This is a genomic window from Kangiella sp. M94, assembly GCF_054926195.1.
Map to the genome: position 1 here is coordinate 2793196 of NZ_CM142903.1, position 25344 is coordinate 2818539.

The following is a 25344-nucleotide window of genomic DNA, read 5'->3' on the forward strand; positions in this document are numbered from 1 at the left end:
CGTCACTGGATACCGCGGTCAAGCCGCGGTATGACAAGTTGTTAACCCTTTTCTGTTAAGTCGCCTATCAAGTCGTATTCTCTTCTTGGCTTCACTTCGTTAGCCAAGCCTTTTTGATATTCTTCCTGTGCCTGTATTGGGTGGCCGAGTTGGTTGTAGGCTTGGGCGAGGAAGTAGTGGGCTTCAGCGGATGGAATAATGGCGAGGCTTTGTTCGAAGTAGTTTTTGGCTTTGCCCCAGAGCTGTGCTTTGAGTGCTAATTTACCGAGGGTGTTTAGTAGCACGGCGTTGTGCGGTTTTTGTTTCAACCAGCCTTCGGCGTAGGCCAATGTTTTATCCGGCTGTGGGGTTTCGATGTTGCCAAACAGTTGCACCAGTTGGTCTTGCCAATGATGTTTAACGGAATCTTTAACCAGTACTTCGAGTTCCTGATCCTGTTCCAGTTGTGCCAGCGCTTTGCCGTAAGTGAGTTCCAATTCGGGAGCTTTACGTAAATGGCCAGGAATGCCATTCCAGAACTCTGAGAGGGTGTTGAAGTTAGCGGTTTCAGCCTCTTTTTGTAGCTTATGATTCCAGGCCATAACTTCAATCGCATTCAGTTTATCGCCATCAAAAACACGGTTTTTGCGTAGCTTTGGCAAGATGTCGATGACGTGTTGCCAGTCACTCAATCGGGCATATAACTGATAGAGTAGTTTTAGTACATAAGGATGATGCGGCGATATGTCACGCAGGTGACTTAGTGTGGCCAGTGCCTGCTCATATTGCCTGTGTTGCATTTGCAGTTGCGCTTGAGTCAGTCCAATTGCAACCTGGGCATCGGGTTGTGTTTTGGCAGCGATATGCAAATAGTGATCGCGTGCTTTATCATCACCTTGTTCCTGGGCGGCGCGAGCAGCGGCCAAATAGTTGACCAGTTTTGTGTTACGAATTTTGGCACCGTTGATTAATAGTTTCTCTGCTGTTTTCCAGTGACCTTCGGCCAGAGCAATCATACCGTCGATGGTATTCTGGCGAGCTTTACGAAGATTGCGGTCACCGAACCAGTTGAGGGTCAGGTTGCTGGTGCGCAATAGATAGCGAATCAGTAACCAGACTAACCATAGTAAAACCAGTCCCAAAACAAGCAGGCCGAGCGCGACATTGTTTTTAAATTCAATGGCGGTTTTATCGAGCAAAATGTAGGTAGAGCCGGGGATCTTGCTGATCAGTGGGCCAATAATCAGACCACCAAACAGGCCAAAGAGTAAATACCATTTTAACTTCATTGCGCTACCTCCTCAGAGGTTGCTGGCGCTGTTTGCTGTTCTGGCTCGTGCTCTGGCTTTTGCTTGGACTCTTGCACAGAGCGCGAAGCCTGGCGTCCGGTTATTTGTTCGATGGCTCGCAATGATTCCAGTTTTTGTGGCAAGTTAAGCGCGACGCTCATCTGCACTAATTCATCCAGCTGTTGCATAAAAGCAGTAGTAGTTGCTGGTTCGCTTTTGAAATATTGGCTCACCCAGTCTTCTACTTCACCCAGTGCATTTTGGTACATGGCATCATTGTGTTGAATGGCAGCCAGTTGCGCTGTCTGCAAATTCAATAGGATGTTTTGGCGCAGTAGGGCATCGTGCTGTGGTGAAATAAAAGGTTTCATCGATTCGTCGTAATGATGCACTGTGTAGTACTGGCTGAGCGCGGAACTGAATGAATCTTTAAAGCGTTGCCAGCCAGAGGTTTCTTCTTCGCCGGTGACATCATTTTCTTCAGTTGTTTCAGCTTCCTCGCCATCGGGTAATTGCACCGTGGCTAACTCAAGTTCTTCAACAAGCGGCTTTAGGCTTTGCAACTTAATCGCCACGCCTTCGATATCCAGCGCACCACTAGCACGCACGGCATTGATGTCATTGTTAATAGCCTGGCGCAAAGATTGCAGACTGGAATCATTCATGGCTAACACTTGACGGTCAGCGGCCTGTAATAAACCAACGATGGTTTTGGCGTTGTCGGTGTAGTGCAATTTGTAGGAAGCCTGGCGGATCAGATACTCGGCCTCGGCCAGCATCCATTGATTCTGTTGCTCGTCGGTTGACGTGATTTTCTGTTGCGTTTTCTTGAGCTCGTTTTGTAACTGCTCAAGTTGCAACGACAGTTGATGATTAACTTGCGACAGCTCATTGGCCTGCTGCCTGCTATCGCTTTCTAGGTTATCGACCCTGAATCGCTGTTCTTTAAGTAGCGCATTTAATCTATCTAGCTTGGTAAGTTCTTGTACTGAAGACTGATAATTACCCCAAAGCGTCCAACTGTAATAACCGCCTGCGCCAATAATCGCTAGAATAATAACGATGATGATCCACTTGATGGGTGATGAGTTTTTAGCAGTCGAAGCATTAGCTGGTGGTGTCTTCTTGCCAGAGTGAGCGCCAGAGTGGCCATTTGAGCTAGGCGCGTTTTTGTTTTGAGCTTTTTCTTTGTCAGAGTGTGTTGATGGAGAATCACTGGAGCTTTTATCTGACTTGCCAGCGCTGCCAGCCTTTGAGTCATTGCTTGAGGTCGCTTTGTTGTCGTCCTGGCTGGCAGGAGTCGTCTCTTGCTTAACCGTATCTTTTGCGTCCTTATCCTTTTTGCTCATAGGTTCTCTCTCTTTACTTATTCATTATCAGTTACTGATTCATATCAGGAATAAAACATTGCTGGCCGAACTTCGCAAGTTGCTATTATCAAGGGCTGCGCCATTCAAGACAGGCGCGAACGACTTCAGCGTTGGATGCGTCTTTTGCAGTATAACAATTTGTATAGCCCTTTTGTCGAGCCAAATCACTAATTCGCTCGCTACCGCTGATAATAGCAACCTGTTCGGGTTTAATCCCTGCATTTGATAGCATTTTATCGCTTAATTCAAAAATTTGACCACTGGTGACGACCCAGCCGATGGGCTTTTCTGCGCTTGCCTGTTGCATGACCGGTGGCAGTGCCGCTGTCTGCTCGATGCGATGATAGACCGGTAAAACGCCAAGCCGATAAGGGCCGCTCAGTTCCTGCTCCAGCAGGCCGCGTCCTTTATCGCCACGAATTAAAAGAATCGGGTAATCGGCGGGCAATGAGAATTGATTGATGAGTGCCAGAATGCCTTCGCTGTCCGGTGTTTTCGGAACCAGCGCTGACAGGCCATAAGGCTGCAATGCTTTCTGGGTCGCTTGGCCGACCGCAATCAGGGTGTGGCCGAGAAACTGGTCGAGTTGCTGCTGGCTGAGATCCTTTAACGCAAAATCAACCGCCTGCTTGCTGACGAAAATCCACAGCTTGTGCTGTTCTAATAATGCTAATTGCTGTTCAGGCGAGTAATCGGTATTGGCGGTAAAGCGGATCAGTGGGCAGTGAATGGCGCGGTAACCCTCATCGTTAAGCTCCTTACATAAGCTCTCACCCATGGGTGATGGGCGAGTGACGATGATGGTAGTAGGGTTAGCCATAATTTAAACTTAAATGCCCTTATGGTTAGTGGTCGACAGTCGCTGCCAACTCTTGAATCATTTCACGAGCGCCAAGCTCAAGCAATTCTTGTGAGACTTTCTGACCAATCGCCAGTGCATCTTGCGCTGGGCCTTGGCCGCTTGCTTCGATAATTTGCTGGTCAACGCCACCGACTAAAGCGCGCAACGAGAGGGTGTCATTATCGATAGTGGCAAAGGCCGCTACCGGCACCTGACAACTGGCCTGCAAAGTTTTAGTAATAGTGCGCTCGGCCAACACGCGCAGGCTGGTGGTGTCATCCTGCAATGGCTTCAGAATCGCGTCCAGCTCAGGATCATTGGTGCGGGCTTCGATGCCCACAGCGCCCTGACCCGGTGCAGGTAGCATCAGTTCAGGCTCAAACTGGCTGCGAATGCGTTCTTCCAGACCTAAGCGCTTAAGGCCAGCTGAAGCCAGCACGATAGCGTCATAGTTGCCGTCATCCAGTTTGGATAAACGGGTGCCTACGTTGCCACGCAGGTCCGTGATCTTAAGATCGGGTCGAGCTTTTAGTAATTGAATTTTGCGACGCAGACTTGAGGTGCCGACGTTGGCGCCACAGGGCAAATCATCCAGATTATGGTATTTGTTGGAAACGAAGGCATCGGTGGGATCTTCACGTTCGCAAATCACCTTGAGTTCTAACCCTTCCGGAAATTGGTAAGGCACGTCCTTCATTGAGTGCACCGCGATATCGGCACGACCTTCGAGCATCGCCTGTTCCAGTTCTTTAACGAACAAGCCTTTGCCGCCGATTTTAGTCAATGGTGTTCCAAGAATCTTGTCGCCCTGTGTGGTCATGGGCACCAGTTCGACAGTCAGATCAGGATGCAGTTGTTGTAAGCGGGATTGAACGTACTCGGCTTGCCACATGGCTAACGGACTTTGGCGAGTGGCGATGCGCAGGGTTGAGATACTCATAATTGGATTGTTAACTCTTAACAGTTAATTGCTTGGAGCAAGGTTTATTGGATCTTAGCATAAAGGTATTAGCTTACGCAGAATTTGCGGTCAAAAATTGACGTACATCAGGTTGATGGCGGCGACTGATTTCAGGCTTGGTTTTAGCGTTCTGGATCAGGGCCAGACAACCGCTGTCGTCCTGCTCAATACCAATCAGGTGTTGGCGGTTAACCAGAGTGGAGCGATGGATACGAATAAATTCATGCGTAAAACGCTGCTCCAGATCTTTGAGGCTATCGCTTGAAAGCAACACTTCATTAGCCAAATGCACCTCGGTATATTTTTGATCCGAGTGTAAATACAGGATATTTCCCACTGGTACGCGACGCACGGTTTCGCGCTCGCGAATGCTCAAGTAAGCGGTTTTAGTCTGGGCAAGCTTACGCTTGAGTTTCTGCAGAGCCTTGCTCAGGCGTTCCTGGCGAATGGGCTTAAGCAAATAATCTTGCGCGTCAACATCGAATGCCTGCAAGGCGTATTGGTCGTAGGCGGTGGTGAAAATAATATAAGGCTGATCGTCATTGTGACTGAGTTGCTTGGCAACCTGCATGCCGTTCATGACCGGCATCGAAATATCGAGAAAAACCAGATCGGGGTGCTGTTGTTCAATTTTATCCAACGCTACTTGCCCATTGTCGGCTTCACCAATAATCTCCAGGTCAGGATGGGCGTCCAGCAAGCGCCGCAAACGCTGGCGAGCTGGTTGTTCATCATCAACAATTAATACAGAAATCATAATCTATCAGTTTAGTCGCTTTGGAATGGTCAGTGTGCAGTAAAAACGGCCACCGGATTGATGATAATTAACCGAAGCTTTGTTGCCAAACAGCACGTCCAGACGTTGTTGAATATTACTCAAAGCCAGCGAGTTGCCTTTGTGATGTTTGGCGTTATCTTCGGCCAGCGGATTGATCACTTCCAGTTGAATATGTTTTTGGTAACTGACGCCTTTGATAATGACTGAGCCACCATCGGAACGTGCCTGAATACCGTGATATACCGCATTCTCAATAATCGGTTGCAGTAAAAGCGGCGGCACCAGCAAGTTGGGATCGATGGTGTCGGTTTGCCATTCAAAGCGCAGCTTATCGCCCAGACGTTGCTGTTCCAGATTGAGATACTGCGTGCATAGGTGTTTCTCTTCGCTGAACGGAATCAATACATCGGAACGCTGCATGCTGGCGCGGAAAATATCGGCCATGTCGAGAATCATATGCTCAGTTTTAACCGGATCGACAATTGCCAGATTCGCCAGTGTGTTCAGGCTGTTGAATAAAAAGTGCGGGCGAATGCGCGATTGCAGAGCCTGAATGCGAGCTTCGGCTTCCGAGCGAATACGGCGCAGGCTTTCTTCGCGTAAATAAAAGTAGCGAAAAAAGATACCACTAACGATCAGAGCAATGAAAACATTGCGCAGCAAAAACCATATCGAAGGTTGCTCGCTCAGATAAAAACTGACTAACAGACTATAACTTAATGTGGCTAGCAGAATGATGCCAATGGCCAGCGTAGAAAAGCGTTGCAGGCTAACATTGGGTAATTGCAGGAGAATGTAACGTCTGAGAAAGCACAGGATGCCGAGGCTGGTTAACGAAGTCCACAGGATAAATAACGAGTATAAGCTTAAGTGTGTCCAGAACTGCTGTTGCCAGTTTGGTGTGGCAAAACTTAACAGCAGCGCCAGCAAAACACTGGCAATCACAATCAAATATAAAGTGGCCGCCTGGCAGAAGTCAGGAAGTTGACTAACTCGATTGTCAGTAGGACGTGTTGTCTGATTTGCAGGCTTCATGACGCTTATAGTCGCGCAAAAACTCTGGAAAATCCATAAGTTAGTGTAAAAATACAGGTCGTGTCGCGCAATTGAGCAAACGGCAGTTGGATAAATAATAGACAAAAAGTCACTTGCGACCTTGTAATGATGGATCTAGGATTGGTTTATCAGTAGTTTCGCTGAGGGTCAGTCTGATATCAGACTTGCTGAAGGAGTCGACATGGAAGCACCTAAAGTTTTCGATTGGATAGGACAACATAAGAAAACTATCCAAACCTATATTATCCCGGGACTGGTTATTCTGGCAGGCCTGGTTTATCTGTTGGTCTACGTTACTGGCGGCATCAAATACGTTTATTCCCATTCAATGTATATCCCCATTCTACTGGCCGGATTCATCTTCGGTATTAAAGGCGGCATCCTGATGGGCCTGTTCGGTGGCTTTGTGTTGGGGCCTTTTATGCCAATCAATGTGCTGACGGGTGAAATGCAACAAACTGCCAACTGGCTCTATCGCACAGGATTCTTCACACTGATTGGCGCTTTCAGTGGTGCGGTCAGTGATGGTGTGGCTTACTACATGCGTCACTTAAAATGGCTGTCGAATCATAACGACGCAACCCAGCTGCCAAATCGGAGCGCTTTATTTGAGGCGTTAAGAGCTTTGCGCGAGAACCGTAAAAGGCAAAGTTCGATTTATCTGGTGTTGGTGTCTATTGAAAACAAGCTGGAGCTGAAGTCGGCCTTTGGATTTAATGTCATCGATGAAACGATCAAACAGCTTGCCGAGCGACTTAAGCAAGTGACTAGCAAGCATGACATTTTTCATACCGATACCGCGCAACTGGCAGTGATTTTAGAAGGCGATGAATCCGATAATTTACAAACCTTGGAGCAGCTTGTACTTGCGGTGCAAGAGCCGGTTTTATTCAACGAGATTCCGATTCACCTTGAAGCACGAATGGGTTATGTCACACTCAATAAAATCAAAAAAGATCCTCATGTCTATCTGCAACGAGCAGAAGCCGCTTTAGCGTTAGCGCAAGAGCGCGATCAGGATGTGACAGCCTTTAGTCCAGAGATAGTCAGTAAAACGGAAGAAAACCTGGTGATACTGGGTGAGTTAAAAAAGGCTTTGAACGATGGCCAGATAAGTTTGCACTATCAGCCGAAAATCAACCTGAATAATGGCGATATTTGTAGCGTCGAAGCCTTAATGCGCTGGAATCATCCGGAGCGAGGCATGATTCCACCAGGGTTGTTTATTCCAAGAGCTGAGCAAAGTACGCTGATACAGACAGTCACCGAATTTGCGATAGAAGAGGCCCTAAGTCAAATTAAGCGTTGGAAAAAGCAAGGAATTGAAATCCCGATTGCCGTCAACATATCTACTCGCAACCTGCTTCATCCTAACTTTACTGAACTGGTTTTGTCGTTGTTGGAAAAACATCAACTGACAGGAGACTGTTTAGAGCTGGAGGTTACCGAAGGATCATTGATGGTGGATATGGAGCGCAGTATTGATGAGCTTGTGCGCTTGGCGGGTGCCAGATTAACCATATCCATCGACGACTTCGGAACTGGTTACTCCTCGCTACAATACCTGCATCGATTGCCAGCCTCACTCATCAAAATTGACCAATCCTTCATTCGTCGCCTACCCAACGACAAAGGCGCAGCCCATATCATCGATGCTGCCGTTACCCTTGCCAAAAAAATGGGCATCGAAACCATCGCAGAAGGCGTCGAAAGCCGCGAAGTGTACGACTACCTGCGTAACATCGGCTGCAACATGGTGCAGGGATACTACGTTTCAAAGCCGCTACCGACAAAACAATTCACCGATTGGTATACACAACGGCATGGGGTTTATGGGTAGGGGGCTGGTTATTACGCATCCTTCTTCACTGAGGGGTTTCGCCCCTCGGCGAATTACTTTTTACGGAATACATCCCTGTATTCCGCTAAAGCCAGCGTCGTATTCCTCCGCTGTTCAAATTTGTTCCAGACAAATTTGTCTTGCTCCAAGTAATCACAAAATCGTCTGGAACGATTTTGAATAGCGAAGCTAGCCCGAAGGGTGAAGTACAGGACGTACTTCATAAAGAGAAGGCCACCCGATGATTGAGGTTTCGCTTCGCTCTACTTCCCTCACAATAGTCAAGCCACTTAACGCACCGTAAAATACGTCTCGTCTCCCTAAAGGGATTTCCTTCGGTCACCTGCCCGAATTTTACTATTCAAAACTTCCTGTTTTGAATTGCTATGTCTTGACTATTATTCGGCTCAATCATAATGGGGTAAATGGTGCCCGCTGTTAGTTTATGAGTATCATCAAGAAGAAAGGGGAGAAGAGTAAAGTTTCATCTAGTCGTTAATAAGCTACTTCTTCCACGTGCTTGGAAGTAATACCTCAATTGTTATATCGCGTCACCAAAGGCACTTTCCCTAAAGGGATTTCCTATGGTCACCTACGGTCGTTCACTGCGGTATCCAGTAAAAGGGGCTCGCCGAGGGGCGAAAAACCAGGTTAAGAAATGATAAAAAAACAAACCATTCTGACTTAGAAAAAAATACTAATCCCAGCTACCCCAACACTTCCCCTATATATTTCCCCAATGCCTGTATTTCTTCTAAACACACCGCATGTGGCATGGGGTAGTCGCTCCATTGAACTTGAAAGCCGTTTTCTTGGAGCACTTTGGCGCTGTGTTGGCCGCGCTGTATTGGCACGACTGGGTCTTGTTGTCCGTGGGCCATGAAGATGGGGGTATCTAGATTGGTGTCTGATTTTTCGTCGGCAAGTTTGTCGGGAATCGTCAGGTAGGTTGAGAGTGCGACAATGCCTGCTAGTTTTTTGTCGAGGCGTGTTGCCAGGTGCAGGGCTATGGCACCACCTTGTGAGAATCCGGCGAGGATAATTCTGTCTGTTGCTATACCTTGCTCTATTTCATGCTCAATCAGTTGTTGTACCTGTTCGGCGGATTGGCGAACACCGGTTTCGTCTTCGCGCTGGGATAAATCAGCGTTGCGAATATCGTACCAGGCGCGCATTTGGTAGCCGCCGTTGATAGTGACCGGAATAACTGGCGCGTGTGGAAAGACAAATTTGACGCCAAGTTCTGCGGGCAGTTTGAGCTCCGGCACGATCGGCTCGAAATCATGACCATCGGCACCAAGGCCGTGTAGCCAGATAACGGTGGCTTGGTGTTCGGAAGTCGGTTCAACGGTGACGCAAGGAAGTAATTCAGACATAAATGTTAGCTTATAGTTATAGAGTAATGGTTATAAAGTGAAGGAGACCGACTCGCCGGATTGCTGAGTCATAACGCGCGATAATAATTGCTCTAGCGGTTCCTTGTCCTTGTCAGTGATCCATTGGTCATGCACCCAATCCAGATGATAGCCACCGTCTTTGGCTGCCAGCCACAGTTGTTTAACAGGAGTTTGGCGGTTGATGATGATTTTAGAGCCATTTTCAAGCGTAATGGTCAAAATCCCACCACTGGTTTCGTAGTCAATATCAAGGTCTAACTCGTCTAATGCTTCTTCAATGGCGATGAGGGTGTCATCAACTTGTTGATTGAATTCTGATTCAGTCATAGTGATTCCTAATAATCTTAATGATTAATGCTGCCACATTGTGCCAGATTGCTAGCGCAGGGTTAAGTTAAAATAATGCAGCGAGCCTGATTTTATGGGCGCTGCGAACTTGCAGGAAACCGCAAGCTGTAGCAAGATAGAGCTAATTCTCAAATTGATGAAAATATTAAACACACAATGTGTAAAAAACGAACTGGACAGTTATTAGCACTGTCGTTGCTGGCCTTGGCACTCACTGCCTGTGGCCAAAAAGGTGATTTGTTCTTACCTGAGAGCGAACAAGCAGAGAAAGCTGTTCCTGAGGAACCGACTCCTGAAGAACCTACTCCTGAAGAGAAAGCGCCTAACGAGCAGGATCCAAAAGAGGGTCCGATCATGGAAACTGAACAGCTGCCCGAAAAGGATAGTGCTGAGCAACAGGGTGAACAACCATGATCATGCCATTCAGTAAAATGCAGGGACTTGGTAATGATTTTGTGGTGGTGGATGCGATTACACAGGCGATGTATTTGAATCAGGGACAAATCGCTAATCTGGCACATCGAAATTTTGGTATTGGGTTTGACCAATTGCTGATTGTGGAAGCACCGCAACATCCTGAATCCGATTTCCATTTTCGGATTTTTAATGCGGATGGCAGCGAAGCAGGACATTGCGGTAATGGCGCACGCGCGGTAGCCAAGTATGTCAGGCAAAAAGGCCTGACCTGGAAAAAACAGTTACGACTATCGACCAACACAGCGACCATGCAGGCAACGCTTGAAGATAATGGTCTGGTGACCATTGATATGGGTAAGCCAAGACTGGAACCAGCACAGATCCCGTTACGGTTTGCCGAAAGGCAGACGCTCTACTCGATAGAAGCAGGCGGTATCAGCTATAAAGTCGGGGCAGTCTCAATGGGTAATCCACATTGCGTACTCAAGGTGGATAATGTGGAGAAGGCGCCAGTGGAAACAGTTGGCCCTATGTTGAGTCAACACAAGTATTTTACCGCTCAGGCCAATGCCGGATTTATGGAAGTGGTGGATCGACAAAATATCAAGCTTCGCGTCTATGAACGCGGAGTCGGCGAAACCCTGGCCTGCGGCACTGGAGCATGTGCAGCTGTGGTTGTTGCGCGTTTACAAGGTTTGACCGATGACAAAGTTAAAGTGATGTTGCCCGGTGGTAGTTTGTGGATTACCTGGCAAGGCGAAGGCTCAACAGTATTGATGAGCGGGCCCGCCAAGGTAGTGTTCGAAGGACAGGTTGAGATTTAATTATAACAACTAGAGTTAAAGGGTGTTTAATAGTAATAATTTGAGGGAATGGTTTAATTTCGGGGAAGTAAAATGACAGAAGGTAATTCAGCAGAAGATCGGTTAAAAAGGGAACAGGATATTGCTGCCTATTTAGAGCAACATCCAGAGTTCTTTGAGAACCATCAGGATTTATTAGACAAACTGAGATTACAGCATAAGGTGTATGGCTCAGTTTCATTAGTGGAGCGACAAATTTTAGGCTTGCGAAGTAAAGCCGAGAAATTACAAACGCAACTCAATACGTTAATTGAGAATGCACACAGCAACGGTGATTTGCTAAACAAATGTGCTGAGTTATTCGTAGCAATGATCGCTGCGCAGTCTACTCAAGAAATGGTCGATCGTTTGTTGGAACATCTGCGCGACAACTTCGAGTTGGATAATGTTCAACTGTGGTTGTGCGATGATACTGGCACTTTGCATCATGTTAACTACGGCGATCTTGAAATTATTCGCCAGTTAACGGATCAGCACTTCATTCAAAATGATCCGATTTGTGGTCGTGTTACCGAAAGTATTTCACAACTGTTTGGTGGTGATCATGAGTTGGAATCCTATTCAATTATTCCTCTCGGTGTAAATGCCAATGTGGGCGTGATTGCTTTAGGCAGCAAAGATGTCGACTTATTTACAGCTGATATGGGTACTTTATTTTTACGCTTGATTGGTGACGTGACCGAAGCGTGCTTAGCAAAACAGGAGAGTTAATTTACTTAACTGCCGACCATGGAATCTGATATTCAACGCTACCTGAACAGGCTGCTGCATGAAAAGCGCTATTCAGAACATACGGTCAATAACTACCGACGTCAGTTAGAAAAATTATTAGCTTTTTGTCATGGTGCCGGTTACAACAACTGGCAACAAATCACAACGCAAGATATTCGGATGCTCATTGCCAAACGACATCGGCAGGGAGCATCGCCTTCCAGTAGTGCACTCCAGTTATCGGCAACACGACGCTTCTTAGAATTCCTGTTAAGCGAAAAGAAAATAACCATCAATCCAGCCGTTGGCGTGCGTGGCCCCAAAAAAGCCAGACGCTTGCCGAAAAATATCGATGTGGATAGTCTCAATCACTTTCTCGATCAAATGCCAGAAGATGAGCCTATCGAAGTTCGTGACAAAGCCATGATGGAATTATTGTATTCATCCGGCATCCGTCTTGCGGAATTAAGTGCCATGGATATTGATGACTTAAGTTTTTCAGACCAAACCCTCCGTGTGCTCGGTAAAGGCAATAAAATTCGAGAAGTACCATTCGGCAACAGCTCCAGAAAAGTACTAAGTCTGTGGTTAAAGGAACGAAACAGTTTTGTTAAAAGCAGTGATGAAAAAGCATTATTCTTAAGCCAGCAAGGCAACCGACTGACCAACCGCGCCATTCAGCAACGCTTGGCACACTGGGGCAAAAAGCTAGGATTAAATGATCGTTTGCACCCACACAAACTTCGCCACTCCTGTGCAACCCATGTACTGGAATCTTCCAGTGATTTACGTGCGGTACAGGAGCTGTTGGGGCATGCCAGTATTTCAACCACACAGATTTATACTCACCTTGATTTCCAGCATTTAGCCAAAACCTATGATGCCTCACACCCAAGAGCCAGAAAAAAGAAAGAATAATCTATGACCGAAAAGATCCAAGCCATCGACTGGCAAAAAGTCAAAGTCATCAGCTTTGATTTAGACGACACCCTTTGGGATAACCAGGGCGTCATAGAACAGTGTGAGCAGGACTTGCTAGAGTTTTTAGCCAAAGAACATCCGCCAATTGGTGAACAATTTGATGTTGCAGCGATGCAAGCGATTTCAAAAAAGTTATTAGAAGAAGACCGCCCAGAGCTGGATAACATGACCTTGCTGCGCAAAGAAATGATCCATCAAATGCTCGAACAAACCGGTGGTGATTCAGCATTAATCAACCCAGCATTCGCCATCTTCTATGGTTGCCGCAGCCAAATCAAAATTCCACAGCTCACTCACGATTTATTATCCGCACTTAAAGAAAAATACAGTCTATTTGCCACCAGCAACGGCAACTCAAATTTGTCTGCACTAGGTTTAATGGATTACTTCGAACAGCACTTCATCGCAGGCATCCATGGCCGCGCCAAGCCATCGCCTGAAATGCTGCATAATATTTGCGCCCTGAAAAACATTCAGCCACAAGAACTCCTCCACATCGGTGACAGTTATGAAACCGACATCAAAAGCAGCATCGCAGCCGACTGCCAGCATTTAGAGATTCATGTGAAGGATATAGGGAAGTTATATGAGTGGGTGGTGGGTTAGCTTATTTTCTGTCATGCCGCGGTACCGAGGGCATTCCCTTCGGTAACTTACCACGGACAAAGTTGTCGGGAACGATTTTGAACAGCGACGCTGGGCTTTGGTGAAATACGTGGAAGTATTTCATAATCCAGTGACTATTTTAAATAGGGCTTAATCATGAAAATAATAATACTGATATTTATTGCGCTAAACCTACAAGCTTGTGAGCCAACATTAGATAGCTCAAGTACCCATGAAGAGATTGTTGAGACACTTTCTGATAATTATCACGCACATGAGAATGAGTTTAATAAAGTTTTAGCTTTTTATCAGGAAAACTGGCTTCCTGAAATTAAGGGGAAGTTTTATTGCTTTGATCACGAAAGTGATTTCACAACAACCGAATACTATCAGAAAGAATATAGTGATGAAGACAAAAAGTGGCATTTAAAGAGCAGGGAAGTATGTGCTTTGCAGGAAACGGCGAAGATGATCTATTGGAATAGATACGATGATCAATGGATATTTTATACCTTCGAAACTGAAAACAATGACTACCTTGTGTGGTATGGATATGTCTTTTCAACAAAAAAAATTATAACTGAAGATATTTGTGAGGGGGAAGACCCAAAAGAAGGAAAAGAAAATGGTTCTTGCATGATACCTCTAAAGAATAATTGGTATATAAATTATTCTTATGGGCGTATACCTCAAGAGTTTTTAGAAAAGTATAAGTCAAGGTAAGGATTGTTCAATCTTCATAGGGGTACTCTACCTTTACCAGTAAGCATTGTATGTATATCTGTTACTCTTTAGTAATCAAAATATAATTACCGAAACCTTTCAAGCCTCTAAAGTCGGTAATTTTGCCTTCTTTCTCTGGCTTAGGATCGTAGACATAGGGTGGATCTGCCTTGCCGTTATAAACTACCCAGTGCCAGCAACCATCCTGCTTTTCGTTGACCGCAACAATGGCGATACCATCAATATCACGAAAACTTTTAAACCTTTTTTGTCTAGCCTTAAAACCAAACTCGTCAATAGCTTGCATTAAATCTTTGTGGCGAGTATAGAATTCCTTCGGCCTTTCAATGTGCGAAAATTTTTCCATTGAATCCGAGTAACTGTTTTCAGTCACCATAGCAACGCAAGCGATACCGCAATCGCCTTCTACTTCAGGTTTTTGAGCAATATAGTCCATAAATAAACTCATTTGATTGAACAAACAGGTTTCTTTTTACTTTATTGATAGATAGAAGTTATTTCAAGGGATGAGTTCTAGGTTTAGAGTGTTAAGTATATGGCTGCATGCTTGTAACTGATATTGCTGAGCAGGTAAAGCTCATGTCAGCACCGTGGATAGAAATAGCATCAACCTTGATGCCGTTTTCACCTTCAAAAATTTGCAACTCATCAATGACATTCTGGAAATTAAACCCGATAACAGCAGAATCCAATAACCCATCAAGCCGCAATGAAATAAGGTTGTTTTTATCCAATACGTAATCTAGATTAGGTGTACCCTCGTTTATCGCTTTGGTTTCCCAGTAATTCAATACTATTTCTACTGAAGCTATTTTGGGATCTATAGAGCAATTGCGTTGAAAGTTAATGCTAATAATTTCAGCATCATGAAAGGTGGGCCAGTACCCATAAATATCTTCAACGATAGATGCATTTTTAATCATTTTAATGCCTTATGAAATTATCATTATCAAATGATATTACTTAATACTTTATTTTTAACAAAGCGGTGCGTCACGACGCACCCTACGGCATACGAGTTACACCACCAATCCCTTCATATTCTCTGCCATGACTTCTATATCATTAAGGACACTTTGTTGCTAAGCCATGATTAATAGTCTGAACTAACTGTTTATACTTACCATCTACCTTATACGAAACGACTAAAGCGTTCTTTAATACAATGATAGTGAAATCATTATGTTGATATGTTTGCATGGGGGCATACGTGGCGGGTGACTGAACCCAGCCATCTTTATTCTGTTTTAGCAATTCGAATATTTCTTGATAGGCTTTATCTTTAGTTATGATAGTTTGATTACAGTATTCAAAATGCTCAGGGATGAGGTCAAGATTAATTTCCAGCTCTCTAAATATGTAAAGGTATACAGCTATACCAATTAAGATTAGTGAAACGAATATAGAGATAAATATTTTCATATTAGTATTTTAATGAATCGTCATGGCTGTTTAAGCTTAACACACAAATCTGTCAGGTCTCTCTGTGTGCAGCCATCATCCCAATGTTCATCATCAGCTAAATGAATTATAGAGAAGACGGTTGACCAGTATATATTCTCTTCCTTTGTTGGTTCTTTGGGACTGTTTTCTGCAAGGTTCCAGGCAAACTCTTTAATTTCATCGTGAGTTAATGCTCCAGAAAGATAATCTTCTAGCTTTGTTATCAATTCTTGTTTCATTGTCGCAGTGATTTTCATGTTTGATTACAGTTATTTAATTATGCTTATTCATTCATGTGACTTTATTACCATTGATTTTGCTTTACAAGTTGATATTAAATAACGGTGTGCCAAGGCACACCCTACAAAAGATACTAGATCCTGAATCTAGTTCAGGATGACAAAACTTAGTGAAGTTTTGCCATATTCTTCGCCATGCCTTCGATTAATCGTATTTTTGCTTCGTGGCTGGCCCAGGCGATGTGGGGTGTGATGTAGGTGTTGGGTACATCGTCTTGCAGCAGTGGGTTGTCGGGGCTTGGTGGTTCGACGGAGAGTACGTCGAGGCCAGCGCCGGCAAGTTTGCCACTTTTGAGTGCATCGGCTAGATGTTGTTCGTTGATGATGGGGCCGCGTGCGGTGTTGATGATGAAGCTGCCGGTTTTCATGAGGTCGATGAAGTCTTTGTTTACCAGCTCGGTTGTTTCTTTGGTCAGTGGGCAGTGGATCGATACGAAATTGGCTTGTGGCAGTGCGTTGTTTAATGGCACTTGATTATCGCGCATGGGGCGGCCGGGGATGTTGGCAATAATGACGCGCATACCGAAGGCTTCGGCGAGTTGTTCGACTTTTTTCGCGATATTTCCATAGCCAATCAGGACTAACGTTTTGTCGGCCACTTCCATGGTCGGGAAGTCGGTCAGGGTGAACATGCGACTTTCTTGCCAGGCGCCTTGGCGGGTTAAGTTAAAATGATCACTGGCGCGGGTGGCAAAATTGAGTATGAATTGCATGGTTAGCTGCGCTACGGCAAAGCTCGAATAGTCAGCGACATTAAAACACTGAATACCTTTTTCTTTGGCGGCTTCCAGATCAATATTGTTCATGCCGGTGGCGGCCAGCTGGATGGCTTTCAGATTAGGCAATTGGTCCATCAGCTCACGATCAATGACGACCTTATTGGTGATAATCACTTCAGCATCTTTGCAGCGCTCTAGACGTTGCTCGGGGCTGGTTAGGCCATACAGTTTGCACTCGTCGAAGCAATCGACGAGCGGCGACAAATCTACTTTGGCTTTTTGTTGTTCGGTGTCTTGCCAGTTCCCTAAGGTATCGGCATCAAGAAAAACTGCACGCATAAAATCGTTCCTGTCTAAATTTTGTCTAAAAGGTTCTGTTATAAAAAATAGAGGTTCGAGAAGCTATCGGATCGAGAAAGCTAGCTTTCCCAATTGCCCAAAGTCGGCATCATATTGGCCACGCTCGGCTGGAATCATGGGGCCTAAAGCACCGGTGATCAAGAGGTTGCCTTCGCTGACCGGATAACCGGTTTTAAGGCTACGATTGATCAGCCAGGCCAGCGCCTGCCATTGATCACCCATGGCGTCGGTGGCTTTGCCTTTAATCACGGTTTTTCCATTGCGAGTCAAAATCGTGTTGATTTGGTTGATATCAAGGGTGTTCACGTTGACCGGTTTACCGACTAACACCTTGTTGGAAGCCACATTATTCACAATAAGGCCATGTCCTGAGATATTGTCGGGATTCTCAAAGCGCAAATCGGGCAATTCGATTACGGGCACCACGCTTTTGATCATGGCCGGCAACTGTTCAGCAGTGACCAGCTGAGTGATGTTTTGATTGAGGATAAAGCCAATTTCGGTTTCCAGCATGAGGTTGGTGTGATTGCTCAGCAGATAGGCATGGCGATCAAAAGCGAGGCCTTCCTGAAATATTGCGCCTGCCACCGGTTCACTGACATTAAACTTTTTTTGACCTGCTTCGCTGGTCAGTCCCGCCTTGTAACCGATAACAGGAAAGGCAACCCCTTGAACTAATTGATATTGTAGCTGATAGGCTGACTTAAGATCGTCAGCGGCTGGATTCTCGTTTTGTCCATTGCTGGATACGCATGCGACAACTAATGACGAGAAAACGAGGCTAATACTGAGCAATGCTTTTTTCATAGTGGCTTTTTCCCTACAATAGGCCGATTATTTTCAATAGAAGCAAGCATACCCTAATGGATGCCACTAGCATAATACAACCCCTGAATGACGCTCAGAAAGAAGCCGTTACCGCGCCCAATAAAGCATTGTTGGTTCTGGCTGGCGCTGGATCGGGCAAAACGCGCGTACTGGTTCACCGCATTGCCTGGTTGGTGCAGGTGGAGCGAATTTCGGCACATTCGATTTTGGCGGTAACCTTTACTAATAAGGCGGCCAAGGAAATGCTGGGTCGGGTTGAGGATATGTTGGCTATGCCGGCGCGGGGTATGTGGATTGGCACTTTTCACAGTATTGCCCACCGCCTGTTGCGCGCGCATTATCGCGATGTTGGTTTGCCGGAAGGTTTCCAGATTCTGGATGCGCAGGATCAGCTGCGGGTCATCAAGCGGGTCATGAAAGAACTCAACCTGGATGATAACGAGTGGCCGCCGAAGCAGGCGCAATGGTTTATCAACGCCAAGAAAGACGATGGCTTGCGTCCGGGTGATATCCATCATCATGGTGACTTTTTTGTCAGCACCATGGTCAAGGTTTATTACGCCTATGAGGAAGCCTGTAAACGAGGTGGGCTGGTTGATTTCAACGAGTTGCTGCTGAGAGCTTATGAGTTATGGGCTAACAATCCTCATTTATTAAAACACTATCAGGATCGCTTCCAGCATATTCTAGTCGACGAGTTTCAGGATACAAACGCCATCCAGTATGCCTGGATTCGTCTGCTGTGCAACGATAACAACCGCATTACTATCGTTGGCGACGACGATCAGTCGATTTACGGCTGGCGTGGCGCGCGAATTGAGAATATTCAGCAGTTCGAAAAAGATTTCCCAGACTGCAAGGTCTCTCGCCTCGAGCAAAATTATCGGTCTACATCGACGATCCTTAAAGCTGCCAATGCGGTGATTGCCAACAATCAGGATCGCATGGGTAAGAGTCTGTGGACCGAAGGTAACCAGGGCGAGCCGATTATTTTGTATTCGGCTTTTAATGAACAAGAAGAAGCACGTTTCATTGCCGCGCGAATCGAAGATTGGATTCAGCAGGGCAATAGTTACGACGATATTGCCATTCTCTATCGCAGTAATGCTCAGTCGCGGATTCTCGAAGATGCCATGCTGCAGAAAAATATTCCGTATCGCATTTATGGCGGTCTGCGCTTCTTCGAACGTGCTGAGATTAAAGACACTCTGGCTTATATGCGCCTCATGGCCAATCGCGATGACGATACCTCCTTTGAACGGGTGGTTAATCAACCGGCACGCGGTCTTGGCGAAAAATCGGTGGACTTGATTCGCTCGCAAGCCCGTGAGGAGCAAACCTCATTATGGCAGGCGGCTAATAAAATGGTGGTGGAGCAGTTGTTGCCGCCACGCGCACGAACGGCGATGTCGAGCTTTTTGCACCTGATTAATGAGCTTGAGTCGAGCACCGCTGAGCTGGATCTGTGGGAACAGACCGATATTGTCATTGAGCATTCTGGTTTGCTGGAAATGTACAGCAAGGAAAAAGGTGAGAAAGGCCAGGCGCGCAAAGAGAACTTGCAGGAGCTGGTCAGTGCCACTCGTGAGTTTGATCCGGATGAAGTGGTGCCTGATGAGTTGCCGGATATGACGCCACTGCAGGCTTTTATTGCCCATGCTACTCTGGAAGCGGGCGAAACTCAGGCCGATGAGTATCAGGAATCGGTGCAAATGATGACGCTGCATTCGGCCAAAGGCTTGGAGTTCCCACTGGTGTTTATCGCTGGCGTAGAAGAGAAGCTGTTTCCGCATCAGATGTCGCTGGATGAACCGGGCGGCCTGGAAGAAGAAAGACGACTGGCTTATGTGGGCATTACCCGCGCCATGAAGCAGCTCTATCTGACCTTTGCCGAGAAGCGCCGTATTTTTGGCCGCGAAACCTATCCACAACAATCACGCTTCATTCGTGAAATTCCCGATGAGCTGTTAACCGAGGTGCGCTTGAATACTCAGGTTCAGCGCCCGGTCTTTAATCGTTCGGCTAAATCGCCTATCAGACGCAAAGGCCCAGAAGGGTTTTATCTGGGCCAGCTGGTCAAGCATCCCAAGTTTGGAACCGGCATTATCATCAACTATGAAGGAGAAGGTCCGCAGGCTTCGGTACAAATTAATTTTGAAAAAGAAGGTCTGAAAAAATTAATGCTAGCCTATGCCAAGCTGGAGCCTGTTTCATAACCTCATGATAAATAACAGAATAACAATAAAAATCAGCATGGCTTCGATTGTTGGTATTACTGAATCTAATACAAAACCACTCTTGTAATCAGTTTTTCTTACTGGTATAACCAGACTGCAGCCCTAATCTCTTAAGACGGAACTCGTGAGTTAGTCTTGGGAGATAGGGCTTTTTTTTATCTAAAAAAATCAAACCTAGGGGGTAGATTAATGTCATTTAAAATGAAAATGGCTTGCGCTGCTACTTTGTTGGCAATGGGCGTATCAGCTCAAGCAGCCGACATTGGTAGCCAAGTGGACACAGCTCCAGCAGTAGCCAATGGTAAAGAGCGAGTTATTGTTAAATTCAAACCTGGACACGGTCGATCGGTAAAATCTGCTGCGGCAAGAGCTGGCGGTGATCTTAAAGTAGACTTGAAACAGCATAATGCTTTCGCTATTGAAGTACCGACTCAAGCTCTTAAAGGCCTGCGCAATAATCCAAACATTGAATATGTTGAGCCTGACTTAAGGCGTAAGCTGATGTCGACCAATCTTAATACCACTGAAGTTGAACCTTGGGGCCTTGCGCGTGTTGAGGCTGACTTGGTATCCGACACTAATGCGGGCAACCGTACGGTATGTATCATTGATTCAGGTTACGACATCAATAATTCAGACCTAAGCTCAAACAGTGTTTCGGGTACTAACGACTCAGGCACTGGCAACTGGTACGAGCCGGGTGGTTCACACGGTACCCACGTTGCTGGCACCATCGCTGCGGTTGCTAACGGTTCAGGTGTGGTAGGGGTTATGCCTAATGGTAATGTCAACTTACACATCATCAAAGTGTTCAACGAGTCAGGTTGGGGTTATTCATCTGATTTGATTAACGCGGTCGATGACTGTGTTACTGCTGGCGCAAATGTTGTGAGCATGAGTTTAGGTGGAAGTGGTTCTTCTACTACAGAAGGAAATGCTTTCTCAAACTATTACAGCAATGGTGTATTAAGTATCGCCGCTGCGGGTAATGGTGGGGACACTTCTTACTCGTATCCGGCGTCGTATGATGACGTGGTATCTATCGCTGCAGTTGATTCTGGGAACCAACATGCCAATTTCTCACAGCGTAATGATCAGGTTGAGTTAGCAGGACCCGGTGAAGCGATTCTATCGAGCGTTGCTATTGGCGATGGTCATCTTGGTCAGTTGGAAGTCGGTGGCGTCGATTATTTCGATAATGGCGTGGTACCACAGAACTTCTACAACAGCAGCCTACAATTTGATAATGGTGCAAATGTTGGTTCTGCTTCTGGCACACTAGGTGTTTGTACCACTTCGGGTACCAGCTATAGCTGCCCGAGTATGGCGGGTAAAGTATGTCTGGTTGAGCGTGGTGAGAACCAGGCTGACAATACCAGCTCTACAGAAAATAACTATCCAGAGTACCGTGCCGTTAATGCCTGTATGGATGCCGGTGCATCAGGTGTTGTGGTTTACAGTAACGCGGCGCGTCCAGGGTTACAGCATCCATTCCTGATCGATTTCGACAGTAAAATTGGCAGCACTCCTGTGGTATCAGTGGATCGCTCCACTGGACTGGAGCTGGCTAATCGAGCGGGTCAAAGCGTTTCCATGTCGAAAGACAGTGGCCAGAATTGGGAATATTATAATGGTACTTCAATGGCAACACCTCACGTCAGTGCGGTAGCGGCTTTGGCCTGGAGTTACCATTCAAGTTGTACCGCAGCTGAAGTCCGTAATGCTCTACGAGCTACAGCAGTTGATTTGGGTACGGCGGGAGTTGATAACAAAACAGGTTATGGTTTAGTTAAAACACAGGCAGCAGTAGATTATCTCGCCAACAGCAGCTGTGGCGGCGGTGGAACTGAGCCTCCTCCAAGTGGTAATGAATTAACAAAAGGCGTTGCTACTACAAACCTAAGTGGTGCTCAAGGTTCAGAAACCTTCTTTACCTTTGAAGTTCCAGCCGGTGCAACGGATCTAAGCTTTGACATGAACGGTGGTTCTGGTGATGCGGATCTTTATGTGAAGTATGGCTCTGAGCCAACCACATCAAGCTATGATTGTCGTCCGTACAAGGGTGGTAATACCGAGAACTGTAGTTTTGCCTCGCCACAGGCTGGTACATGGCATGTGATGATTCGTGGTTACCAGGCTTACTCTGGTGTGGATCTAGTCGCAGATTATGTGGATGGAAGCTCTAATCCAATCAATGACACTTTGAGCGAGTCTAATGTGTCTGGAGCACAAGGCAGCAAGCAGTACTTTACGCTAGAAGTTCCTGCGGGACGTTCAGTGGTAGATGTTGTGATGTCTGGTGGTTCAGGTGATGCAGACTTGTACGTTAAGTTTGGCTCGGAGCCAACCACATCGAGCTATGATTGCCGTCCGTACAAATACGGTAATGCAGAGTCATGTTCATTGACTGCCCAGGAAGGCACTTACTACATCATGATTTATGGCTATAGCAGCTACTCAGGAGTAAGTCTGGAAGGAAGTTCTAACTAGATAGTATGACAGGCTGTCAAATCAAAGGTCGCTTCGGCGGCCTTTTTTATACCCCATAGATCATCACCCCGCATGTGGGCGAAGGATAATATAAAAATGGATAAAGCATAGTTTATGATTAATAAAACTAATCTTATAGTCTCAGTAAATCAAACCTGGCTTATTAATTAATGCCGATATTCTTTACACTTTTCGGTGTACGTATAGATACAGTCTTGATACATTTCCTTACATTCATGATAAGTTTAGCTAATTTTACGCATTAGCTGGATTATCCCTTGACGGCTTTCAACCTGCTTTGCTCTAATCGGGACCACCTCATTTGTGCAGAGTTAATCGTAAGATTGAAATTTTGGGCAAATGATTTAGTTATCATTATTAATGATAAATTAAATAATGATGAAAAGAGTTATCCAGACTAAGGGGTAGGTTTAATGTCTTTTAAAGTAAAGATGGCTTGCGCGGCCACATTATTAGCGCTTGGTTCAGCTGCACACGCTGAACGTGTGATCGTTTCTTACGACAGCAACGGTCAAGGCCTTAAGAAAGGTCATCAGGTTAAAGTAGAAGGTAATGGCTGGTTCGCAGCCGAGATGGACGAGAAGGGCAAAAGCGCCATTCGTGGCAAGAAAGGCTTCAAGTCAATGGAAGCGGACCACAAGCGCTTCCCACTGGCAATCTGGAATGACGATGCCGGCGATCCAAGCACTCAACAATTAACACCTTACGCAATTTATCAATCTCAAGCAGACCAACTATCATTAATGCCTGGCCAAAAGGTATGTGTGATCGATTCTGGTATCGCCGGCGGTAATGGCGAGACGGGCGGTAAGAACTTTGACTTTGATTGGTCAGTTATTACCGGTACCAGCAATTCAGGTACTGGCGACTGGTTCACTGACGGTGGCCCACACGGTACGCACGTAGCCGGTACAGTTGGTGCGGCAGATAACGGTTTCGGTGTTGTTGGTATGGCTCCTGGCGTACCAATGCACATCATTAAAGTATTCAACGCTTCAGGTTGGGGTTATTCTTCTGACTTAGCATTTGCAGCAGAGAAATGTACTGAAGGCGGCGCTAACATCATCACCATGTCACTGGGTGGTGGCGGTGCTAACTCAACTGAAGAAAATGCATTCAACACTTTCACTGACAACGGAGGCTTAGTTCTAGCGGCAGCGGGTAACGACGGTAACAACGTTCGTTCATTCCCTGCAGGCTATAAATCAGTGATGATGGTTGGTGCTAACGACGGCAACAACAATATTGCTGATTTCTCACAATTCCCATCTAACACAGTCACTTCTGGTCGAGGTGGTAACAAAACTACTGAAACACACGATGGTTATGGCGTTGAAGTAACAGCCGGTGGTGTTGATACTTTATCAACTTACCCAGCTGGCGGCGCTACTATTGCGAGCCTGACTGTTGATGGCGTTGGTGTTCCAACAGCAGCAACAGACAACACAGGTTCAGTGTCTGGTACGACTTACTTCATGGGTACTGCTGAAGCGACTGATTCAGGCGCAAACGGTAAAATCTGTATCATTGACCGCGGCAACATTTCATTCGCGGACAAAATCAATAATTGTGGCGATTCAGGCGGTATTGGTGCAGTTGTCATCAACAACGTAGCTGGCGAAGGCGTTATCTACATGGACATCACTGGTGTTACAACTAGTATTCCAGCGGTAGGTACAGCGTATGAAGATCGCGCAGCAATTGTAGGCGCCGCTGAAGCTAGCATCAGTTCAGGTGCCAGTGATTACGGTTACATGAGCGGTACTTCAATGGCGACTCCAGCAGTAGCCGGTGTTGCAGCGCTAGTTTGGTCTAACTTCCCAAGCTGTACCGGTACTGAAATCCGCGAAGCGTTGAAAGCAACTGCGGAAGATCAAGGTACTGCAGGCCGTGATGACTACTTCGGTTACGGTATCGTGAAAGCGAAGAATGCATACGATTACTTGTCAGCGAACGGTTGTGCCGGTGGCGATAATGGCGGTGACGATACAGCTCCTGTATCTGGTTTCTCTTTCGCATGTACTGAACTAAGCTGTGATTTCACGGACGGCAGTTCAGATGATAACGGTATTGCAAGCTACAGCTGGAACTTCGGTGACGGCAACTCAAGCACAGCAGCTAACCCAAGCCACAGTTATGCGGCAGACGGTTCTTATACTGTGACTTTGACTGTGACTGATACTGTAGGTCAAACTGACAGCTCATCACAAACAGTAACAGTAGCAGCTGACACTGGTGGTGGTAACCTTAGCTTGAGTGCTTCTGGTTACAAAGTGAAAGGTCGTCATAGTGTTGACCTGACTTGGAGCGGTGCAGCATCAGCGAATGTTGATATCTATCGCGATGGTCAATTACTAACAACTACTAGTAATGACGGTGCTTACACTGACTCAACTAACAATCGTGGTGGCGCGGTATATAGCTACCAGGTATGTGAAGCAGGAACTTCAACCTGTTCTTCTGAAGTGAATGTAATCTTCTAATATACTTTGTAATAAGAAAAAGCGGACTTAGGTCCGCTTTTTTTTTAAATAAAATTTTTAATTAATGCAAACATGCATTAACAGCTCAAATTATAACCATTTTCTTGATACAGTCTGATACATGCTCATAATAAAGTGTTACATTTCGCATAAAACTAACTAATTTGTACAATTAGTTTAATTATTGCTTGACGACTTTTTGATCACTTTGCTTTAATCATTAGCGCCTCATTTGCTATGGATGGAAATTGAGATTTGCATTCATAGCAGATGGGGCTTTTTT

Annotated in this window: 24 protein-coding genes; 10 read left to right on the top strand and 14 right to left on the bottom strand. The window is 45.9% G+C overall.

The annotated features are described in order from the left end of the window. Nucleotides 1-41: 41 nt before the first annotated feature. The 6 genes from ACYTXU_RS13010 to ACYTXU_RS13035 form a co-directional block, all read right to left on the bottom strand. Nucleotides 42-1268: a heme biosynthesis HemY N-terminal domain-containing protein gene (locus ACYTXU_RS13010; RefSeq protein ID WP_462207242.1), complete on the bottom strand. Its 1227-nt coding sequence runs from the start codon at nucleotides 1266-1268 to the stop codon at nucleotides 42-44. Beyond that, nucleotides 1265-2617 carry a uroporphyrinogen-III C-methyltransferase gene (locus ACYTXU_RS13015; RefSeq protein ID WP_462207243.1) on the bottom strand — a complete coding sequence of 451 codons (1353 nt, stop codon included), beginning with the start codon at nucleotides 2615-2617 and terminating at the stop codon, nucleotides 1265-1267. Before ACYTXU_RS13015 ends, ACYTXU_RS13010 begins: the two co-directional genes overlap by 4 nt. Before the next feature lie 88 nt (nucleotides 2618-2705). After that, nucleotides 2706-3458, bottom strand: coding sequence for a uroporphyrinogen-III synthase (locus ACYTXU_RS13020; protein ID WP_462207244.1), 753 nt, complete (start codon nucleotides 3456-3458; stop codon nucleotides 2706-2708). A 25-nt stretch (nucleotides 3459-3483) separates the two neighbouring features. Beyond that, complete coding sequence (hemC, locus tag ACYTXU_RS13025; protein ID WP_462207245.1) at nucleotides 3484-4419, bottom strand: hydroxymethylbilane synthase; 936 nt, start codon at nucleotides 4417-4419, stop codon at nucleotides 3484-3486. A gap of 73 nt (nucleotides 4420-4492) precedes the next feature. Further along, nucleotides 4493-5197, bottom strand: a complete 705-nt coding sequence (locus ACYTXU_RS13030) for a LytR/AlgR family response regulator transcription factor (protein ID WP_462207247.1) — start codon at nucleotides 5195-5197, stop codon at nucleotides 4493-4495. A gap of 6 nt (nucleotides 5198-5203) precedes the next feature. After that, complete coding sequence (locus ACYTXU_RS13035) at nucleotides 5204-6358, bottom strand: sensor histidine kinase (RefSeq protein ID WP_462207249.1); 1155 nt, start codon at nucleotides 6356-6358, stop codon at nucleotides 5204-5206. A 97-nt stretch (nucleotides 6359-6455) separates the two neighbouring features. Here ACYTXU_RS13035 and ACYTXU_RS13040 point away from each other — a divergent pair, with 97 nt between their 5' ends. After that, complete coding sequence (locus ACYTXU_RS13040; protein WP_462207250.1) at nucleotides 6456-8114, top strand: putative bifunctional diguanylate cyclase/phosphodiesterase; 1659 nt, start codon at nucleotides 6456-6458, stop codon at nucleotides 8112-8114. 707 nt (nucleotides 8115-8821) lie between these two features. Here the strand turns inward: ACYTXU_RS13040 and ACYTXU_RS13045 are convergent. Continuing rightward, nucleotides 8822-9490, bottom strand: coding sequence for an alpha/beta hydrolase (locus ACYTXU_RS13045; RefSeq protein WP_462207252.1), 669 nt, complete (start codon nucleotides 9488-9490; stop codon nucleotides 8822-8824). Between the two features lie 30 nt (nucleotides 9491-9520). Next, entirely contained in the window at nucleotides 9521-9838 is a 318-nt protein-coding gene (gene cyaY, locus ACYTXU_RS13050; RefSeq protein WP_462207254.1) for an iron donor protein CyaY, read from the bottom strand. 177 nt (nucleotides 9839-10015) lie between these two features. Between cyaY and lptM the strand changes: the two genes are divergently transcribed. From lptM to ACYTXU_RS13080, 6 genes are all read left to right on the top strand, one after another. Then, the gene (lptM, locus tag ACYTXU_RS13055; RefSeq protein WP_462207256.1) at nucleotides 10016-10273 is read left to right on the top strand and encodes an LPS translocon maturation chaperone LptM; all 258 of its coding nucleotides are present in this window, start codon (nucleotides 10016-10018) and stop codon (nucleotides 10271-10273) included. Beyond that, nucleotides 10270-11100, top strand: a complete 831-nt coding sequence (dapF, locus tag ACYTXU_RS13060; protein WP_462207258.1) for a diaminopimelate epimerase — start codon at nucleotides 10270-10272, stop codon at nucleotides 11098-11100. Before lptM ends, dapF begins: the two co-directional genes overlap by 4 nt. 72 nt (nucleotides 11101-11172) lie before the next feature. Next, a complete protein-coding gene (locus ACYTXU_RS13065; protein WP_462207260.1) occupies nucleotides 11173-11850 on the top strand; it encodes a DUF484 family protein in 678 nt (225 codons plus the stop codon). Nucleotides 11851-11868: 18 nt separating this feature from the next. Continuing rightward, nucleotides 11869-12768 (top strand): tyrosine recombinase XerC, encoded by a 900-nt coding sequence (xerC, locus tag ACYTXU_RS13070; protein ID WP_462207261.1) that lies wholly within the window; start codon nucleotides 11869-11871, stop codon nucleotides 12766-12768. A 3-nt stretch (nucleotides 12769-12771) separates the two neighbouring features. After that, a complete protein-coding gene (locus ACYTXU_RS13075; RefSeq protein WP_462207263.1) occupies nucleotides 12772-13437 on the top strand; it encodes an HAD-IA family hydrolase in 666 nt (221 codons plus the stop codon). 156 nt (nucleotides 13438-13593) lie between these two features. Continuing rightward, nucleotides 13594-14160 (top strand): hypothetical protein, encoded by a 567-nt coding sequence (locus ACYTXU_RS13080; protein WP_462207264.1) that lies wholly within the window; start codon nucleotides 13594-13596, stop codon nucleotides 14158-14160. A 61-nt stretch (nucleotides 14161-14221) separates the two neighbouring features. Here the strand turns inward: ACYTXU_RS13080 and ACYTXU_RS13085 are convergent, their stop codons facing one another. The 6 genes from ACYTXU_RS13085 to ACYTXU_RS13110 form a co-directional block, all read right to left on the bottom strand. Beyond that, the gene (locus ACYTXU_RS13085) at nucleotides 14222-14617 is read right to left on the bottom strand and encodes a cysteine peptidase family C39 domain-containing protein (protein WP_462207266.1); all 396 of its coding nucleotides are present in this window, start codon (nucleotides 14615-14617) and stop codon (nucleotides 14222-14224) included. A gap of 91 nt (nucleotides 14618-14708) precedes the next feature. After that, a complete protein-coding gene (locus tag ACYTXU_RS13090; RefSeq protein ID WP_462207267.1) occupies nucleotides 14709-15104 on the bottom strand; it encodes an Imm50 family immunity protein in 396 nt (131 codons plus the stop codon). 142 nt (nucleotides 15105-15246) lie between these two features. Then, entirely contained in the window at nucleotides 15247-15603 is a 357-nt protein-coding gene (locus tag ACYTXU_RS13095) for a hypothetical protein (RefSeq protein WP_462207269.1), read from the bottom strand. Nucleotides 15604-15623: 20 nt separating this feature from the next. After that, nucleotides 15624-15881, bottom strand: a complete 258-nt coding sequence (locus tag ACYTXU_RS13100) for a hypothetical protein (protein WP_462207270.1) — start codon at nucleotides 15879-15881, stop codon at nucleotides 15624-15626. Nucleotides 15882-16030: 149 nt separating this feature from the next. Further along, a complete protein-coding gene (locus ACYTXU_RS13105) occupies nucleotides 16031-16981 on the bottom strand; it encodes a D-2-hydroxyacid dehydrogenase (protein ID WP_462207272.1) in 951 nt (316 codons plus the stop codon). A 63-nt stretch (nucleotides 16982-17044) separates the two neighbouring features. Continuing rightward, nucleotides 17045-17809 (bottom strand): 2-keto-4-pentenoate hydratase, encoded by a 765-nt coding sequence (locus ACYTXU_RS13110; protein WP_462207273.1) that lies wholly within the window; start codon nucleotides 17807-17809, stop codon nucleotides 17045-17047. Nucleotides 17810-17865: 56 nt separating this feature from the next. On the opposite strand from ACYTXU_RS13110, the gene uvrD reads away from it, so the two are divergent. The 3 genes from uvrD (at nucleotide 17866) to ACYTXU_RS13125 (ending at nucleotide 25061) form a co-directional block, all read left to right on the top strand. Continuing rightward, nucleotides 17866-20046, top strand: a complete 2181-nt coding sequence (gene uvrD, locus ACYTXU_RS13115; RefSeq protein WP_462207274.1) for a DNA helicase II — start codon at nucleotides 17866-17868, stop codon at nucleotides 20044-20046. A 210-nt stretch (nucleotides 20047-20256) separates the two neighbouring features. Further along, nucleotides 20257-22557, top strand: coding sequence for a S8 family serine peptidase (locus tag ACYTXU_RS13120; RefSeq protein WP_462207275.1), 2301 nt, complete (start codon nucleotides 20257-20259; stop codon nucleotides 22555-22557). 434 nt (nucleotides 22558-22991) lie between these two features. Beyond that, a complete protein-coding gene (locus ACYTXU_RS13125; RefSeq protein WP_462207277.1) occupies nucleotides 22992-25061 on the top strand; it encodes a S8 family serine peptidase in 2070 nt (689 codons plus the stop codon). Nucleotides 25062-25344 lie beyond the last annotated feature (283 nt).